The sequence below is a fragment of the Cohnella sp. GbtcB17 genome (assembly GCF_019091135.1).
Taxonomy (GTDB): domain Bacteria; phylum Bacillota; class Bacilli; order Paenibacillales; family Paenibacillaceae; genus Cohnella.
The window spans coordinates 1-17,266 of sequence record NZ_JAGXJW010000012.1 but is presented as its reverse complement, the minus strand read 5'-3'; the positions used below and the strand labels follow the sequence as shown (position 1 = coordinate 17,266).

Below are 17,266 nucleotides of genomic sequence, written 5' to 3'. Positions count from 1 at the left end.
ACCATGAAACGTATGCAAGACCATCTTGTCGCTGCGGGGCTGTATGCGCTGCTGGCCGCCATCTTCGCCGCGACGGTGTATCCGCTCGTCTGGGTCGCCGGCACGGCGCTGAATCCCGGCGATACGCTGCTCATCAGCAGCATGGTGCCGGAGCATCCGACGCTTCGGCACTTCGGGCGGCTGCTGCGCGAGACGGACTTCGCGCTGTGGTACCGCAACACGATGTTCATCTCCGTTTCCAACATGCTGCTCTCGACGCTGCTCGTGACCGTGACGGCTTACGCCTTCTCGCGCCTTCGGTTCAAGGGGAGGCAGGTCGGGCTCATGACGCTGCTCGTGCTTCAGATGTTCCCCGGCTTCCTGTCGATCATGGCGATCTTCGTGCTGCTGCTTCAGACGGGATTGCTCAACACGCATCTGGGGCTGATCCTGATCTACACGGGCGGCTCCGTCTCGTTCGGGGTGTGGGTGATGAAGGGCTACTTCGACACGATTCCCCGCAGCCTCGAAGAGGCCGCGATCATCGACGGCGCCGGGCGTGCGGACGTATTCGTCCGCATCCTTCTGCCCCTGTCGGTTCCCGCGATCACCTTCGTCATGCTGACGGCGTTCATCGGCCCGGTCATGGACTTCATTTTGCCGCAGATCGTGCTTCGCTCTTCCGACAAGATGACTTTGGCGCAGGGACTGTACGGCATGGTGTCGGACAAAATGAACTCCAGCTTCAGTTTGTTCGCCGCCGGCTCCGTGCTGACCGCGCTGCCGATCACCGCGCTGTACATGTTTTTCCAGAAGTACCTGATTCACGGCCTGGCCGCGGGAGCGGACAAGGGCTGACCATCATTGCGCCCCAGCGGCGCACAGGAGGATGTCATGCCGTCAAAAATCGTAACGCTGGCCGGATTCCGGTCTGAATTTTTGGACAATGAGAGAGAGCTCTATATTTACTTGCCCGACGGCTACGGAGATGCAGCGAATGAGGACGTCCGCTACCCGGTGCTGTACATGCAGGACGGACAGCATGTATTTGCCGCAGACAGCCGGGGCGGCTCCTGGGAGGCGCACAAGACCGCTGACCGCCTGATCGCACAAGGGCTGATTCGCCCGATCATCATCGTAGGCGTCGCCCACGTGACCGGCGTGCGGGTGGCCGAATATATGCATCCGGTGCCGTGGCTCGATAAGGTATTCGGCCAAGGCGCGCAAGGCGACCTGTACGAGCGCTTTCTGGCGGAGGAAGTCAAGCCTTACATCGATCGGCAATACCGGACGCTGCCGGAAGCGGCCCATACCGGGGTGCTCGGCTCGTCGGCAGGCGGGCTGATGGCTTACAATCTCGGCTTCCGCCGTTCGGAGACGTTCGGCCTCGTCGGCGCGCTCTGCCCGTTTTTCGTAAGGCCGGACCAGAGCCAGGAGCAAGAGCTGTGGCTTAGCGAAGTTCACCGCTTCAAGCCGCCGATCCGCGTCTGGATGGACGTCGGCGGCGCGGAGGGCTTCACGGTAATGGAGCGGCATGTGCGGACCGTCGTCGGCGCCATGATCGAAGCGGGCTTCCTTCCCGGGGCCGATCTGATGTATCATCTTGTGCCCGAATCCGGTCATTACCAGAAGGACTGGGCAGCCCGGCTTCACGAGCCGTTGATCTTCCTGTTCGGGCATCCGGGGAGCATCGCCCGATCGCATCTGCACGGACCGGAGACCGTCAGCCTGACGGAGCCGGCCGCGTGGTTCAACCCCGTCGACGAGTACGACAGCGGGTTCGCCGCCACAAATCTGGAGGGCGCGTATGCCGTGTCGCAGCCGTCGGTGCTCTCGGTGCTGCCGGACGGCACGATTGTGCCCCGCCGAGAGGGCGCGGCCGAGGTGACGTACACGAACGCGGCGAATCAGCAGGTCACGCGGGCGGTCGCGGTCGTCGCCGGCCTGCCGCAGACGGTGCGGGTCAGCTTCCGCGTCGAGGTGCCGCCCGATACGCCCGATACCGAGATGATCTACGCGGGCATCGAGCTGCCGAAAATCGGCGAGCGGCTGTACGGCGGCACGTTCGCGCTGCCCCGCGGGTTCGCGGTCGAATTCCGCATCTCCCGCGGCATGGGCTGCGACGAATCCGACGAATGGGGCAGGGAAGTCCCGTATCGGCTGCTTCAGGCCGAAGAGGGGCTGCTCGCCGCGTATAAGGTGAAGGGCTGGATCGACATGGCGCCGCGCCGGAACGGCGAGGCCGCAGAAGAGGAGGAGACGGCATGACGCTGCTGCGCATCGACAAATTCCGTTCCGAACTGCTGGATAACGAGCGGGACATCTATATTTATTTGCCGCCCGGCTACAGCCAAAGCTCCGAGCGACGCTATCCCGTGCTGTATTTACACGACGGTCAGAATGTATTCCACCCCGGCTACAACGGGCAATCGTGGAATTTGCACCGCATCGCCGACCGCCTCATCGCGGAGGGACGAATCGAGGAGATCGTTATGGTCGGGGCCGCCAATATGCAGACGGAGCGCGCGGACGAGTACACGCATGCGCTCGAAGGCGTCGATTATGCCCGCGACAAAATGGACATTACGCCGAAGGGCGAGCTGTACGAGCGATTCCTGATAGAGGAGCTCAAGCCTTACATCGACGCGGTGCTGCGGACGAAGACCGGTCCGGCGCATACCGGACTGCTCGGATCGTCGCGCGGCGGCCAGGTCACCTACCATATCGGCATGCGGAGAGCCGACGTTTTCGGCATGATCGGCATCATGTCGCCTTACCTTTATTACGTCAATCCCGACAATCTCGCGGAGACGCGGGTATATGCAAGATTCAAAGGCAGGCCGCCGCTCCGCAAGATCTGGATCGATACGGGCGGCAAGGAAGGAACGTTGATCCTGGAAAAGCACGTTCGGGGTCTCGTCGACGAGCTGCTCGCAGCCGGCTACGAGCCGAATCGGCAGCTGGCGTATTACTTCGATCCGGAGGCGGCGCACACCGAAGCCGATTGGGAAGCGCGCGTCGCGCTGCCGCTGCTCCACTTCTTCGGACAGCCGGGCGAGCTGGCGGAAGTCAGCCTTCAGCCTGCGCCGGCGACGGCGCTGCACGGGCCGGACGCGATCGGGCGGTTCGTGCCGGCGGCGTCGTACGCCGGGGGGCTGCGCCTGACGCCGCTGGGCGGGGGCTTCGCGGCGAGTGGACCCGTGGAAGGCGTCGCGCGCGTCGACGACGGCGGCATCGTCCGGGGCGCGTATGCGGCTCCGGTACGCGCGGCCTATTCTTTCGAGGGACGAACGGCGCAGGCGGTATGGCCGCCGGGAGAGTGAGGCTGCCGACGACGGCGGCGGTGCGGAAGCGGCGAGCTTCTGCATCGTCGCCGTTTTTTTAACTTTATAGAAATAAAAAGGAAAACCGGTTTCCTTGGCCTTGGCGCATGAAGGCTCGCTACCGTTGAAAATGAAAAAGAAAGCAAAACTTTAGATTCCATTTAACTGTAATAAATGGAACTTCTGTCGACGTGTAAAACGCGTTTGATTGACCCCTTTCGTGTGCAGCTTAAGGCATAGAAGTTTGACAAAAACCGCGTATCTGTGGCGTTTTCGGGGCTTGTCGTATTTTCCCGATCTTCTGATCATGCCAAAATAAGATATTGAAAAAGCAAAAATATAGTGCTACAATCTGGAAAAATTGAAGGCCATGTTACCGAAAGGTACAACCTCGAACGCAAGTCGGGGCTGTGCCTTTTTCTATTTTTTGGCCCGGGAGGGATCAAGTCCGGTTTAGTTTAGCGCAAGCGCTATGGTTTTAACCCGATCGACACGAATCGAAGAGGAGGACGGAGATGAATCGAGGAGCGCTCTATCATCGCCACAAGCAGAATTGGGCTTTTATGTACGACGACGAGCAAGTGCGGGTGAGGCTGCGCGCGGCGCGCGGCGATATCGACGAAGCCGTCGTCTGCTACGGAGACAAGTACGACTGGCACGGCACCGAGCGTCGCACGCGGATGGAGATCAAGCTTGCCGATGCGCTGTACGACTACTGGGAGGCCGATATCGCGGTCGATTCGCGCAGGCTCAGCTACCGCTTCTTGCTGACGTCCGGACAGGAGCGGATTTACTATGGCGAACGCTGGCTCGACGAGCAGCCTCCGGAAGAGTCGTTCGGCAACTTCGAGTATCCGTACATGAACCCGGACGATGCGATCCGGCCGCCCGGCTGGGTGAAGGACGCCGTGTTCTATCAGATCTTTCCGGACCGCTTCGCGAGAAGCGGCGAGACGGAGGCGGGAGGTCCGTTCGAGCCATGGGGGAGCGCGTCGACGAAGCAGAACGCCTTCGGGGGCGACCTGCGAGGCGTGATGGACAAGCTCGATCATTTGTCGGCGCTCGGCGTGAACGCGATCTACTTTACGCCGCTGTTTCAGGCGCCGTCGAGCCACAAGTACGATACGGAGAACTTCTATGCGGTCGACCCGCAGTTCGGTACGGCCGAGACGCTCAAGGCGCTGGTCGAAGCGTGTCACGCGCGCGGCATTCGCGTGCTGCTCGATTTTGTATTCAACCATACCGGCAGCCGCTTCCCGCCGTTCGTCGATTTGCTGGAGCGGGGCGCGGCATCGCCGTTCGCGAACTGGTTCCATGTGCGGCGCTGGCCGGATCCGCACTCGGGCGCCCCGCTCGTCTACGAGACATTCGGCTACGAGGCCGATCTGCCCAAGCTGAACGTGTCCCATCCCGCGACGGCCGAGTACCTGCTGGAAGTGGCAGCGTACTGGCTGCGCGAGGCCGATATCGACGGGTTCCGTCTCGATGTGGCCAACGAGATCGATCACCGCTTCTGGCGCAGGCTGCGAGAGACGGTCAAGGCGGCGAAGCCCGACGCCTATTTGCTCGGGGAGATTTTCCACGACGCGATGGCATGGCTCGGGGGCGACCAGCTCGACGCCGTGATGGATTACCCGGTGCGGGATCTGGCGATCAAGTTTTTCGCAACCGGCAAGATCGACGCGCAGACGTTCGCGAACGTCGTCTCGCAGCAGCTCGCGATGTATCCGCAGCAGGTGTGCGAGGCTTCCTTCCAGCTGCTCGGCAGTCACGACACGGCGCGCCTGCTGACGCTGTGCGGCGGCGACGAGGCGCGAATGAAGCTCGCGGTGCTGTTTCAATTCACGTATATCGGTGCGCCCTGCATTTACTCCGGCGACGAGATCGGCATGAGCGGGGAAAACGATCCCGACAACCGGCGCTGCATGGTGTGGGAGCCGGAGGCGCAAAACCGAGGGCTGTTCGCGTTTTACAGGGACATGATCGCGCTGCGCCGGTCGCACGGCGCGCTTCGCGGCGGCGGCATCCGATTTTTGCATGCGCCGGCGGGCGGGCGAACGCTGGCGTACGAGCGCTATGCCGGAGACGAGCGAATCGTCGTGGCCTTCAACGCCGGCAAGGAGGAGGGCGTGCCGCATGTGACCCGCGGACATGAGGCGGTCGGCACCGTGGTCGAGACCGGACGGTCGGTCCGGCGGCTGCGGCCCGGCGATCGCGTGGTTATCGATCCAAACTGGAGCTGCGGCGAATGCGAGTATTGCAGACGGGAGATGCCCAATCTGTGCGTCGGCTATGGCGGCGGGATGGCGATCGCCGGACTGAACGCGCCCGGAACGTTCGCGCGCTACTATGTGTCCGAGGAGCGGTTCGTGCATCGCTTGCCCCACGGCATGTCCTGGGAGCGCGGTGTGCTCGTGGAGCCGCTCGCCTGCGTGCTCCACAACCTTCAAGAGGCGCAGGTGAAGCGAGACGACGCGGTGCTGGTCATCGGCTCGGGGCCGATGGGGCTGCTCTGCCAGATGGCGAGCCGGGCGACCGCACGCCTGACGGTCGCGACCGAGCCGAACCCGGCGCGCCTGCGGGCGGCGCAGCGGATCGCGGACGCGGCCTGCCTGCCGGACGAGCTCGAAGCCGTCGTTGAGCGGATCGCCGGCGGACGCAGGTTCGACGTCGTCATCGACGCGGTCGGCAACCAGCTCGAGGCCGCGGAGCGCTGGATCGGGCGGGGCGGGCGCATCGTGCCCTTCGGCATCGACGCCACGTACCGCTACTCGATCTCGCCGGTCCGGCTCGTCCAGAACGGCATCAGCATCGTCGGCGCTGGCGAGTATCGCTGCACGTTCCCGCTCGCGCTGCAGCTCGCGGAGACGATGCCGGGACTCGATTCGCTCGTCACCGGGCGGTACGGTCTGGAGCAGCACGAGCAGGCCGTGCGCGAGCTGCTCGGCTACGATCCGGCGACGGGAGAGCGGATCGTCTCGGAGGCCATCAAGACCGTGTTCGCGCCGTGGGCTGGCGCGGCGGTGGAAGAGGCGGGATGAGGTTCGGACGGGAGAGCGCGGACCGGTCGCGGAAGACCATGAGCAATCCAGCGCGAGCACAGCGCACACGGAAATATCTCGATTAACAAGGGGGACGAGACGCATGAGCGCGGGCAGGAAGGTTGAAGAACTGGTGATCTGGCACGAATTCGACGGGCCTGGAGACACTTCGGTCGAAGTGCTGGAGGAGATCGGGCGGATGTACGAGGAACGGTACGGGATTCGGGTGCGGGCCGAGGCGATGAGCATCGCGGACCTCGGCCGGCGGCTGACGCGGCTGCCGGAGGACGGCGGGGGACCGGACATGGCGATGGTTCCTTCGGATATGGCGAATTACTGGGAGGCTGCGCGCTTGTCCGAAGTGGACGAAGCCATGCTGCATGGCTTCGTCGCGTCGTCCGCGCTCGATACGATGCGGATCGGCGGACGTCTGTTCGGCGTTCCCATGCTCACGGGCAACCACCTCGTTCTTTACGTCAACAAGACGCATTATCCCGAAGCGCCGCAGACCTGGGACGAATTGGAGAGAGAAGCGGTGCGTCTGCGGGAAGCCGGGATCGTTCCGCTCGGGCTCGATCTCGGTCAAGCCTACAACTTCATCCCTTTTCTGACCGCCTTCGGCGGTTGGCCGATGGAGGGCGGTCGGGTGTCGCTCGATACGGAAGCCGTGGAGCAAGCGCTGGCGTTCCTGCGGCGCGGTTTGGCGTCGGGCAGAATCGCCAGCCTGGACGGTGCGACGACGCTGCTCGAACGGTTTGCCGAGGGGCACATCGGGGCGATTGTGACAGGCGAATGGATCTACAACTATTTGAACCGCAGGCTGGGCGACCGTCTGGCCGTGAGCGCCATTCCGGCGATCGGGGGACGGCCCGCCGTATCGATGTGCTCTTCGATCGGACTTATATTTCCGTGCGGATCGCTGTCGTCTCCGCGCGGCGCGGCCCTGCGCGCCTACGCGGCCTTCATGCTGAGCGACGAATGCCAGCGGCTGTGGGCCGACCGCGTGCAGCGGATACCCGCTTCGATCGCCGCGCTGAAACGGCTCGAATCGGCCGGGACCGCGAACAAGCGCCGGCTGATCGAGCAGCTCAGAGCGAGTCGGCCGATGCCGGTCAGCCCTTATATGATCGCCGGCTGGGTCGGCATGGAGGAAGGGCTTCGGCGGCTGCCGGAGGACGGCGCCCCTCTGGCGCGCGCCGCCATGCAAGAACGGGCGAGGGCCGTCATGGCCGAGGTGGACGCTTATGTGGATCAACTCAAAAAAGGAGCGAACATCGGATGAGAGTGACCGTATTCAGCCAGGTTTCGATCGACGGCAAGCTGACGTTCGGCGAGGGGCAGTCGAGCAAGGAGCTTTTTCAGCTGTTCGACGAGGACGACATGACCTATATTCACCGCTTCCGCGGCCAGGTCGACGGGATCATGGTCGGCAAAAATACGATTTGCACGGACAACCCCTTCCTGACCAACCGCTACGAGCCGAACCGCAATCCCGTCCGGATCGTGCCCACCCGCACGCTCGACATCCCGCCGGCGAGCAACATTCTGTCGGACGCCGAACGCACGCTGATCGTGACGACCGAGTGCGGCATGAACGAGGACAAGCGGCGGCAGATTGAAAATAAGGGCAAGGAGGTCATCGTGTGCGGCGAGGAGCTCGTCGACTTCGCTGCGCTGTTCGACCGGCTCGAGACCGAATACGGCTTCAAGCGGCTGATGGTCGAAGGCGGCGGCCTGCTCAACTGGCACGTCTTCGATCGCAACCTCGTGGACGAGATTATCCTGATGCAGCTGCCGATTATTATCGGCGGCGGCACCAACATCACGCTGGTGGACGGGCAGGGCTACGACCGCATGTCGTTCACAAAGCGGTTCAGCGTCGTCGACGTCCAGCCCCGCAAAAATTACACGCTGATGCGCTACGCCCGTTACCGCGATGCCGGGGAGGATGCTTTGCTTCATGGATGACACGAAAGCCGGCTTTTACAAAAGCTTGTACAAAATCGCCGTCCCCATCGCGCTGCAGAGCTTGATCATGGCCGCCCTGTACATGACCGACCAGCTCATGGTCGGGCAGCTCGGCGACGTGGCGATCGCTTCGGTGGGCATGGCGAGCAAAATCTACAGCGTCATCTCCGTCGTCCTCGCGGGTCTCGCGACCGGATTGTCGGTTTACGCCGCCCAATACTGGGGCAGCAAGGACGTGCGCAGCATCACCGATCTGCTCGGCATAACGCTGCTTATCGGGCTGTCCTTGTCCGCGGCGTTCTCGGCGTTCGTTTTTCTCATGCCGGAATTCTGCCTGGGGCTGTTCACGACCGACGCGCGGGTGACGGGCGAAGGCGACATTTTTCTGAAAATCGTGGCGCTCAGCTACGTGCCGACGATGCTCACGATGATCTATTCGGCCATCATGCGCAGCACGGGGCACGTCAAATATCCGATGTACGTCAGCCTCGCGGTCGTGATCGTCAACGTTGCGCTGAACTACTTGCTGATTTTCGGCAACTGGGGATTTCCGAAGCTGGGACTGGCCGGCGCGGCCTATGCGACGCTGACGGCCCGCATCGTCGAGTGCCTGCTGATCGTCGGGGCGGTGTACCGGTTCAAGCTGCCCGGCGCGGCGGGATTCCGGCATCTGCTGCGCTTTCGCGGCGATCTGGCGCGAAAGTTTTTGCTTACGACTTACCCGATCGTGCTGACGGAGCTGATCTGGGTGCTGGGCGAGGCGGCTTACGCCGTCATTTACAGCCGGATGGGGACGACCGAGATGACGGCGATGACGGTCACGTTTCCGCTGCAAGGTCTCAGCATCGGGCTGCTGTCGGGCCTGGCGGGTGCGGCCGGCGTGCTGGTGGGCAACCGGCTCGGCGCGGACGAGCACGGGCTCGCGCTCGATTATGCCGGGCGGCTGATTCGCACGGGCATCGGCCTGTCGCTGGCGCTGGGCGCGGGCATCGCGGCGCTGTCGCCGCTGTACGCGTCGGCATTCTCGATCACCGGGGAGGTGCGCGATCTGTCCGTTCACGTCCTCTGGGTATTCGCCGCGTTCATGTGGGTGAAGGTGGCCAACATGATCATCGCTGGCGGCATCCTCCAGAGCGGCGGGGACAGCAAGTTCGTATTCAAAATGGAGTCGGCCGCCACCTGGCTGATCGGCGTCCCCCTCGGGCTGCTGCTCTCGTTCGTCTGGAAGCAGCCGCTGTTCTGGGTGTATTTTTTCCTGTCGCTCGAAGAGCTCGTTCGCCTGGGCGCGGGACTGCTGCGGTTTCGGTCGCGCAAATGGATCAAAAATCTGACCGGCACTCAAATCTCGGCCTAAGGAGGACAACCGATGCGTATGACCGATACCGAGCGTCCTGCGCCCGCCGCCGGAACCGCAGCTTCGTCCACTGCTTCAGCCGCGGCTCCAGCCGCCTTGTTTCCGCTGACCCATCCGCAAAAGCGGATCGGCTACGTCGAGCAGCGCTATCCAGATACGTCGCTCCATGTCGTGGGCTGCACCTCCGTCATCCATGGCGCGGTCGACTTCGGGCGGCTGGCGCGCGCGATACGCCGGTTCGTGAGCGAGCACGACGCGTTCCGGCTCGGGTTCGTCGAGACGCCGGACGGCTTGATGCAGCGGCTGCGGGAGGCTCCGCCGTCGTTCGGGATTCCGCTCGTCGATCTGTCGGGCGAAGCGGACCCGGATGCCGAGCTGGAGCGCTTCGTACGCCGCGGCGCCGCCGAGCCGATGCAGCTCTCCGACGATGTGCTGTTCCGCTTCGCGATGTTCCGGCTGGACGGCGGCCGCACGGGCTATACGTACCGATTCCATCACGCGATCGCGGACGGCTGGTCGGTGCAGCTGCTGTCGGAGCGAATCGCGGATCTGTATGAGACGGATCGGACGGACGGGACGTCCGAGCGATGGGACGAAGTGAAGACGGACAAGGAAGGCGTGACGGAGGCGGCCGGCTATTTCTCATTGTTGGAGCGCGAGCGGCAGTATGCCGCTTCGCCGCGCTTCGAGCGGGACCGGCGCTTCTGGCGGGCGCAGTTCGCCGAGCTGCCGGAGCCGCCGTATCCGCTCGTCGAGGGCAGCCTTGCCGGTGCGCGCCATTCGTTTCGCATCGATCCGGAATTGAGCGACGCCGTTCGGCGTCACGCCGAGGCGCGCGGCGTGTCCGTCCACGCCCTATTCGCGGCGCTGGCGCTCATCCTGCTTCATCGCGACGCGAACGCCGCCGACCTGGTCGTCGGCATGCCCGTCTACAACCGGACGAACCGCGAGGAAAAAGGACTGTTCGGCATGTTCGCGAGTACGATGCCCCTGCGAATCCGGGCGGAAGAGACGGATACGGCGGACGACTTCATCCGGAAGGTTCACGAGCGGCTGAGGACCTGCTTGCCGCACCAGAAGTACCCCTACGATCTGCTGACCCAGGATCTGGAGCTGCGCAAGAAAGGCCGGGACGGGCTGTTCCAGGCGACCGTCAACGTGTACAACACGAAGCCGCGCGACACGCTGGACGGGCTGGCCGTGGAGACGCGGGAGCTGTATGCCGGCTGCCAGGCGAATCCGCTCGACGTCGTTGTCCACGAATGGGCGCCGGACGGCAGCTTCACCGTCGATTTGAAATACCGCAAGATCTGCTTCGACGCGCAGCGCGTCGAGGCGATGGCGGAGTCGCTCACAGCGCTGCTTGTCGGCATGATCGCGGACGGCGGGCGCCGGTTGGCCGAGCTGCCGATGACGACCGGACATCGGACGCTCCGCCTATTGGCGTCGTTCAACGATACGCGCCGGCCGTATCCGGCGGACCGCACGCTGCACGGTCTTTTCGAGACGCAGGCGGCGCTGACGCCGGGGCGGATCGCCGTCGAATGCGCTGGACGCGCCGTAAGCTACGGGCGCCTGAACGAAGCGGCTGACCGGATCGCCGGGCGTCTGCGGCAAGCGGGGGCCGGACCGGGCACGATCGTCGGCCTGCTGGCGGAGCGGTCGCCGGCGCTGCTCGCCGGCATCTACGGCATTCTCAAGGCCGGCGCTGCGTACCTGCCGCTCGATCCCGCGCATCCGGCGGATCGAATCGCCTACAGTCTGGCGGACAGCGGGGCCAGGTGTCTGCTGGTCTCGCCGGGCATGTGCGATCGCGCGGCGGCATGGAAGACGGCGACGGGAGAAGGGTTCGTGCTCGTTGAACTGCAAGACGGGCTTGAAGACGAGCCAGGAGCCTGTATAGAGGCTGGAACCGGGATAGAAGCTGGACCGAGCGCCGCCGGACTGAGCGGTGGGGCTGGCGCGGGAGACCTCGCCTATCTCATTTATACGTCGGGCTCTACGGGTAAGCCGAAGGGCGTCATGATCGAGCACGGAGCGGCCGTCAACTTCGTCGAAGCGATGGCATCGTCGCTGCCGCTGCCCGGCTCACCGGTCGTACTCGGCGTGACGACGGTATCCTTCGACATCTTTGTCACCGAAGTGCTGCTGCCGCTCTCCAAGGGCATGCGGGTCGCGCTTGCGACGGAAGCCGAGCTTAAGGACGGGGATGCGTTGCGGTCGCTCGTCTTGCGCGGCGGAGTCAACGTCGTGCAGATGACGCCCTCGCGCATGCAGCTGCTGCTGGAGGGCGACGATCCGGCGGAGCCGTTCCTCGGCGGTGCAGAGCTGCTGATGCTCGGCGGGGAGCCGCTGCCGCCTATGCTGCTGACGCAGCTCAGGCAGCGGACGGATGCCCGGATCTTCAATATGTACGGGCCGACGGAGACGACCGTTTGGTCGACGCTGCAGGACGTGACCGCCGAACGTCTCATCACGGTGGGTCGGCCGATCGCCAATACGCAGGTGCTGATCTTGGACCGGCGGGGCGAGCTGCTCCCCGTCGGCATGGCCGGCGAGCTGTGCATCGCCGGAGAAGGTCTTGCGCGCGGCTACCGCGGCCGGGACGAACTGACGGCGCGGTCGTTCGCGGTCCATCCGCTCGCGGGCGGCAGGCTGTACCGGACGGGCGATCTCGCCCGCTGGCTGACGGACGGCACGATCGAGCATCTCGGCCGGCTCGACCGCCAGGTCAAGATCCGCGGCTACCGGATCGAGCCGGGCGAGATCGAGAGCTGCCTGCTGGCGCACGACGCCGTCCGGATGGCGGCGGTCGTCGATCGCGAGGATGCGCACGGCATCCGCGAGCTGTATGCGTATTACACGGCTTCGCGGCCGGTGCCGCCGTCCGAGCTGCGTTCGTACGCCGCGCAGTGGCTGCCGGCGTACATGATTCCGGCGGCGTTCGCGGGGCCGGCCGCGCTGCCGCTCACGCCACGCGGCAAGGTGGGCCGGCGCGCGCTGGTCGATCTGGCGCCGGGCGCGGCTGCGTTCGCAGCACCCGCATTCGGGGCTGTGCAAGCTTCCGCCGAAGCCTTCGCCGCCGCGCAAGCTCCTGTCGCAGCCCCCGCCGCCGAGCAGGCCCGGGCATCCGTCCGCGCAGACGGCAGCGACGCCGGCGCGTCCGAAACCCGCCCAACGCCGGAGGCGAGCGCGACGGTCGCCGACGGCCCGCTCCGATTCAGCGACGCCGAGGGCGATCGCGCGCTGGCCGATACGATCGCGGCGTGCCTTTCCTCGCTGCTGCCGGGCGAGCCGCTCGGGCCGGCCGACGATTTTTTCGCCTGGGGCGGTCATTCGCTCCATGTCCTTCGTGCGGTCGCTCTCCTTAAGGCGCGCGGCATTCCCGCCAAGGCATCGGACCTGTATGCCGAGCCGACCCCGGCCGGGCTCGCCTCGCTGCTACGGCAGCGACAGGGGCGCTTTGCCTTCCGCGCGATCGTCGAGGCGGACCTGGCGCAGGTGCAGACGCCTTCGCCGATCCGCGTGCTCGGCGGCGTCGTGCCGAACCGGGACGCCTTTACGTGGGAACAGATCAACTGCTTCACCAAGCCGATGGCCATTTTGTTCGATTCGCTGGCGCCAGGCAGCTTCGATCTGTTTTTGTTCCATGCTCAGTTCGGTCTCACCTTTTTCCCGGACGGCTGGAAGGCGGACTTGTTCGAACGCAGCAGCGAACCGCACACCGACTTTTTCGAGCTGTACGAGAAGACACTGAAGCCGCTTTTCCAAGTGGACATCGACCGTCGCTCGTTCGGCAGCGAGGCGGAGATGAGGGCGATCCTCGCGGACACGCTCGAACAGGGACGTCCGGCGCTTGTGCCCGGCGATCTGTACGGTCTGTATTATTCGCATCATTATCGCAGCGAACCGCACACGCACTATTTTATCGTCAAAGGCTACGATGTGAAGCGGGACCTGCTGTTCGTGCTGGACAACATGCATATCGACGACGGCGCGCGGCCTGTCTATCGGGACTTCGTCGTCCCGTTCGCGGCATTGTACGAGATGAGCAGGCTATACGCCGCGAACTGGTGCGCGGAAGGCACCATGCCTTATTTGTGGTCGCTTGGCCGCTCCTCGGACGAACCGCTCTCTCTTGCGGCATCCCTTGTTTACCATCGCGATCAGCTGGAGCGCTGGAGGCGAGGGGCGTCGGAGCTCCGGTTCCTGGAGCGGGAGATCGCGGTCGAGGTGGAGACGCGGCAGGATGCCGGCAGGTTCGCCAAGGCGATTCCGCTCTCGAATTACAAGACCGTCTACTACGAGCTGCTGTTCAAGCTGCTCGGGCAGGCGGGAGGCGCCGCTGCCGATATCGAAGCGCTGCGAGCGCGGAGCGCGAGGATTGCGGCATCATGGGAGCCGGTTCGGCTCGCGCTTTTCGACCGGATCGGCGAAAGGACGTATCGCTTTGCGGACCTGATGCCCGAGATCGAGCGGATCGTGGAGGAAGAGCATGCCTTTTTCGATGCGGCGCTGCTTCAGCTAAGTGCGGCCGTCTCGGCCGCGAAGGCGGGGCGTGAAGGCGGGGAGGCGTTCGAGCTGGGTGAGGGCGAGCTTCTGCGGGCGTTTAATCCGAACGGAACTGCGATCGAGCGTTCGGGCGAGCAGATTCGCATCGTGCATACCGCAGGCCGCATCGACGATACGTGGATCGTGAAGGACGAGGCGCCGCAGCTGCTGCTCTCGCCGGCGCCGGGCGCGTTCGCCTTCGAGACGGAGACGATGAACGACGTAAAGTTCGGCGGCTGCTTCCACAATGGCATCATCGTGAAGTTCAAGACTAAAGGCAAGATCATGTTCGGCTGCGCAAGACGCAAGCTGCTCGGCGTCTTTTATCCGGAGCGCACGGACAATTACGAACTGTATGCAAGGCCGGAGGTGGCTGCCGTGCACGGACTTCGCGTCGAGGCGTCGGATGCGGGCAAGCTGCGTTTTCTGGCCCGGCACGATGTCGGCGAGCCGTGGGAGATGTTGCTTGAGTTGGATGCGCCGGACGAGGTCGACCGGATCGGCCTGTTCTCGAAGACGTGGGAGCCGACCGAGCAGACGACCGTATTTTCAAATGTAAAGTACAGGGTAGGCGCACGGGCGATTGAGCCTGCGGATACGGGGAGAGGAGAAATCGACGATGCGAATTGAGGAGCCGCTGCGACGAATCGCGGCGTTCGTGGCGGAGCAGGGGGAAGGCCGGACACGGATATGGGTGCCGGAAATTTGGAATACGTGCGAATACGCAAACGTCGCGGAGCGCCGGGGGGGCGAGATTCTCGTCGATGCCTACCCCTTTTTGTCGGCGCATCTGGATCGGCTGACGGAGTGCGTCTCGCCCGCCGAAGCCGCGTCCGCTCGCGAACCGGCGCACAAAGGGGAGACAGCGATCGTACCGGCAACTTCGGCCGCGGCAGCGCCCGAAGCCGATCTTGACGACAGCATCATTTATAGTACGCTGGTCCGCTATTCGACGGCCTGGGACTACGATGGCGACGGCGCGATCGAGTCGGGCACCTTTCTCCGATTCATGCTCCTGCTCCCGCTGCTTAGGCGTATGGGCGTGAACATCGTCTATATGCTGCCGGTAACGCGTTACAGCACGCTGCATCTGAAGGGCGATATCGGTTCTCCTTACGCGGTGCAATCGCTATTTGAGCTGGATCCGAACCTTCACGATCCGCTGCTCGACGGCATGCCGGAGCTGACGCTGCACGATGAGCTGTCCGCGCTGGTTGGGGCTTGCCATGCGCTGGGCATGCGGGTCGTCGTCGACTTCATTCCGCGGGTGACCGCGCGCAACAGCGACCTGCTGGCCGCACACCCGGATTGGGTGTACTGGATTCGCAAGGAAGCGCTGGACGGCTTCCGGCTGCCGCATATTCCGGAGCTCGGCTTTTTTGAAGAGTGCACGCCGGACAAGCTGGAGACCGTGTACCGCAGCGCCGAGACCGCGGACTTTCTCGCGCAGTTTTCCCAGCCGCCGAACGTGCTGGACGATGCGCTGTGGCAGCGGCTCAAGCTTCGTGCCGCAGAGACGGGCGAGGAGCTGCTGACGCTCGTCGAATCCGAGATGGGCATCACAACGTCGCCCGCGCACTCGGACTGGATCAACGACGTGCAGCCGATCTGGACCGATATTACGTTCTGGCGGCTGTACCGCGATACGGCGCCGGCCGCCCGGCCCTTTATCCGCGAAGACCAGCCGCCCTACGTGCTGTTCGATACGATTAAATGCAACTATTATCCGGGCGAGGAGCCGAACCGGGAGCTGTGGGATGTGCTGGTGGCGGCCGCGAGGTTCAATCTCGAGCGCTACGGGATCGACGGCTTTCGCATCGATATCGGGCATGTGCTGCCGATTCCCCTGCTGGAGGAGATTTTCGACGCTATCCGCTCGATCCGTCCGGACGCGCTCCTTATCAGCGAGGATCTGTTCAACCGCAACCACCGCAAGGCGGCGGCCGTCGGCTACAATATCATGCTCGGCAGCGGCTGGAACGTGATGACGGACATCCGCAAGGACAATCTGCTCGCCTACGTCCGGGAGTTGCCGGAGCTGGACATCCATGTGTTCGCCTGCGCCGAGACGGCGGATACGCCGCGAATCACGAGCCGTGGCGGAACGGCGCTCGCGCGGATGATTGCGGTGTTCAACCACTTTCTGCCGCGGGCCATTCCGTTCCTCGCGACCGGCTTCGAGCTGAACGAAGAGCGGCCGATGAACTGCGGACTCGGCGACAACACGGACGGCTCCGACATTCCGCGTGCGTTTTTCCATGAGATGACGATGAATTGGACAAATCCGAGGCCGATGATCGGGTTGCTGGAGCGGCTGTCCGAAGCGCGCAAGCGGCTGCTGCCCTTGATGAGGCCGGACCGCTTTTTTACGCCGGCTGCGCCGGACGATATCGTCGCATACGGCTATCGCTCGGAAGCGGGCACGTTGCTCGCCGTGTTCAACTTGGGCACGGAGGCGGCGGTTCCACTCTCGGTATCCGAGCTGCTGCGGGACGGTATCGCGGCCGGCGCGAGCGGCGGAGGACTCGCGGTGCGCATCGACAGCGAGCCGGGCGAGGGACTGGAGGGACAGCGTTTGGACCGGTTTAAGCTGGGGCCGCGCCAGGCGATCGTACTGTCGACGGACTAATTGCTCAGGCGACGAAAAAGCGGATAAGCGGCATCAGCCCGGATGGGCTGTGCCGCTTTTGCGAACTTGCTTTAGCCTGGCGCAGCCATGCGGCGCAAGCGAATAGCGGCAAAAGCTGCCGCTATTGGCCCCGGCAGCCACGCGGCGCAAGCGAATAGCGGCAAAAGCTGCCGCTATTGGCCCTGCAGCCTCGCGGCGCAAGCAGATAGCGGCAAAAGCTGCCGCTATTGGCCCCGGCAGCCACGCGGCGCAAGCGAATAGCGGCAAAAGCTGCCGCTATTGGCCCTGCAGCCTCGCGGCGAAAGCGGATAGCGGCAAAAGCTGCCGCTGTGGCCCCGGCAGCCGATGATGTATAAATGTTTGTGTACCAATTTTTGGCCTAGAAAGCACAAAAAGAGTAGGGTATTCTCGGGATTGCGAC

At 64.1% G+C, this 17,266-nt stretch carries 9 protein-coding genes; all 9 read left to right on the top strand.

Annotation, left to right across the window (positions count from 1 at the left end):
- The first annotated feature begins 3 nt into the window (after window positions 1-3).
- On the top strand, window positions 4-837 hold the full coding sequence (locus KVT38_RS08480; RefSeq protein ID WP_217593266.1) for a sugar ABC transporter permease: 834 nt from the start codon (window positions 4-6) through the stop codon (window positions 835-837).
- A gap of 36 nt (window positions 838-873) precedes the next feature.
- The gene (locus KVT38_RS08475; RefSeq protein WP_217593265.1) at window positions 874-2,247 is read left to right on the top strand and encodes an alpha/beta hydrolase; all 1,374 of its coding nucleotides are present in this window, start codon (window positions 874-876) and stop codon (window positions 2,245-2,247) included.
- Window positions 2,244-3,302, top strand: coding sequence for an alpha/beta hydrolase (locus tag KVT38_RS08470; RefSeq protein ID WP_217593264.1), 1,059 nt, complete (start codon window positions 2,244-2,246; stop codon window positions 3,300-3,302). Before KVT38_RS08475 ends, KVT38_RS08470 begins: the two co-directional genes overlap by 4 nt.
- A 515-nt stretch (window positions 3,303-3,817) precedes the next feature.
- Complete coding sequence (locus tag KVT38_RS08465) at window positions 3,818-6,343, top strand: alpha amylase N-terminal ig-like domain-containing protein (protein WP_217593263.1); 2,526 nt, start codon at window positions 3,818-3,820, stop codon at window positions 6,341-6,343.
- Between the two features lie 103 nt (window positions 6,344-6,446).
- Window positions 6,447-7,625, top strand: a complete 1,179-nt coding sequence (locus KVT38_RS08460) for a sugar ABC transporter substrate-binding protein (protein ID WP_217593262.1) — start codon at window positions 6,447-6,449, stop codon at window positions 7,623-7,625.
- A complete protein-coding gene (locus KVT38_RS08455; protein ID WP_217593261.1) occupies window positions 7,622-8,311 on the top strand; it encodes a dihydrofolate reductase family protein in 690 nt (229 codons plus the stop codon). The genes KVT38_RS08460 and KVT38_RS08455 overlap by 4 nt, the downstream gene beginning before the upstream one ends.
- Window positions 8,304-9,665, top strand: coding sequence for an MATE family efflux transporter (locus KVT38_RS08450; RefSeq protein WP_217593260.1), 1,362 nt, complete (start codon window positions 8,304-8,306; stop codon window positions 9,663-9,665). The genes KVT38_RS08455 and KVT38_RS08450 overlap by 8 nt, the downstream gene beginning before the upstream one ends.
- Before the next feature lie 12 nt (window positions 9,666-9,677).
- Entirely contained in the window at window positions 9,678-14,846 is a 5,169-nt protein-coding gene (locus KVT38_RS08445; RefSeq protein WP_217593259.1) for a non-ribosomal peptide synthetase, read from the top strand.
- Complete coding sequence (locus tag KVT38_RS08440) at window positions 14,836-16,845, top strand: alpha-amylase family protein (RefSeq protein ID WP_217593258.1); 2,010 nt, start codon at window positions 14,836-14,838, stop codon at window positions 16,843-16,845. The genes KVT38_RS08445 and KVT38_RS08440 overlap by 11 nt, the downstream gene beginning before the upstream one ends.
- The last annotated feature ends 421 nt before the right edge of the window (window positions 16,846-17,266 follow it).

Bases quoted from the DNA above. Each gene is read 5' to 3' on its own strand.
- KVT38_RS08460 (WP_217593262.1), top strand. From the start codon at position 6,447: ATGAGCGCGGGCAGGAAGGTTGAAGAACTGGTGATCTGGCACGAATTC.
- KVT38_RS08450 (WP_217593260.1), top strand. From the start codon at position 8,304: ATGGATGACACGAAAGCCGGCTTTTACAAAAGCTTGTACAAAATCGCC.
- KVT38_RS08455 (WP_217593261.1), top strand. From the start codon at position 7,622: ATGAGAGTGACCGTATTCAGCCAGGTTTCGATCGACGGCAAGCTGACG.
- KVT38_RS08445 (WP_217593259.1), top strand. From the start codon at position 9,678: ATGCGTATGACCGATACCGAGCGTCCTGCGCCCGCCGCCGGAACCGCA.
- KVT38_RS08470 (WP_217593264.1), top strand. From the start codon at position 2,244: ATGACGCTGCTGCGCATCGACAAATTCCGTTCCGAACTGCTGGATAAC.
- KVT38_RS08480 (WP_217593266.1), top strand. From the start codon at position 4: ATGAAACGTATGCAAGACCATCTTGTCGCTGCGGGGCTGTATGCGCTG.
- KVT38_RS08475 (WP_217593265.1), top strand. From the start codon at position 874: ATGCCGTCAAAAATCGTAACGCTGGCCGGATTCCGGTCTGAATTTTTG.
- KVT38_RS08440 (WP_217593258.1), top strand. From the start codon at position 14,836: ATGCGAATTGAGGAGCCGCTGCGACGAATCGCGGCGTTCGTGGCGGAG.
- KVT38_RS08465 (WP_217593263.1), top strand. From the start codon at position 3,818: ATGAATCGAGGAGCGCTCTATCATCGCCACAAGCAGAATTGGGCTTTT.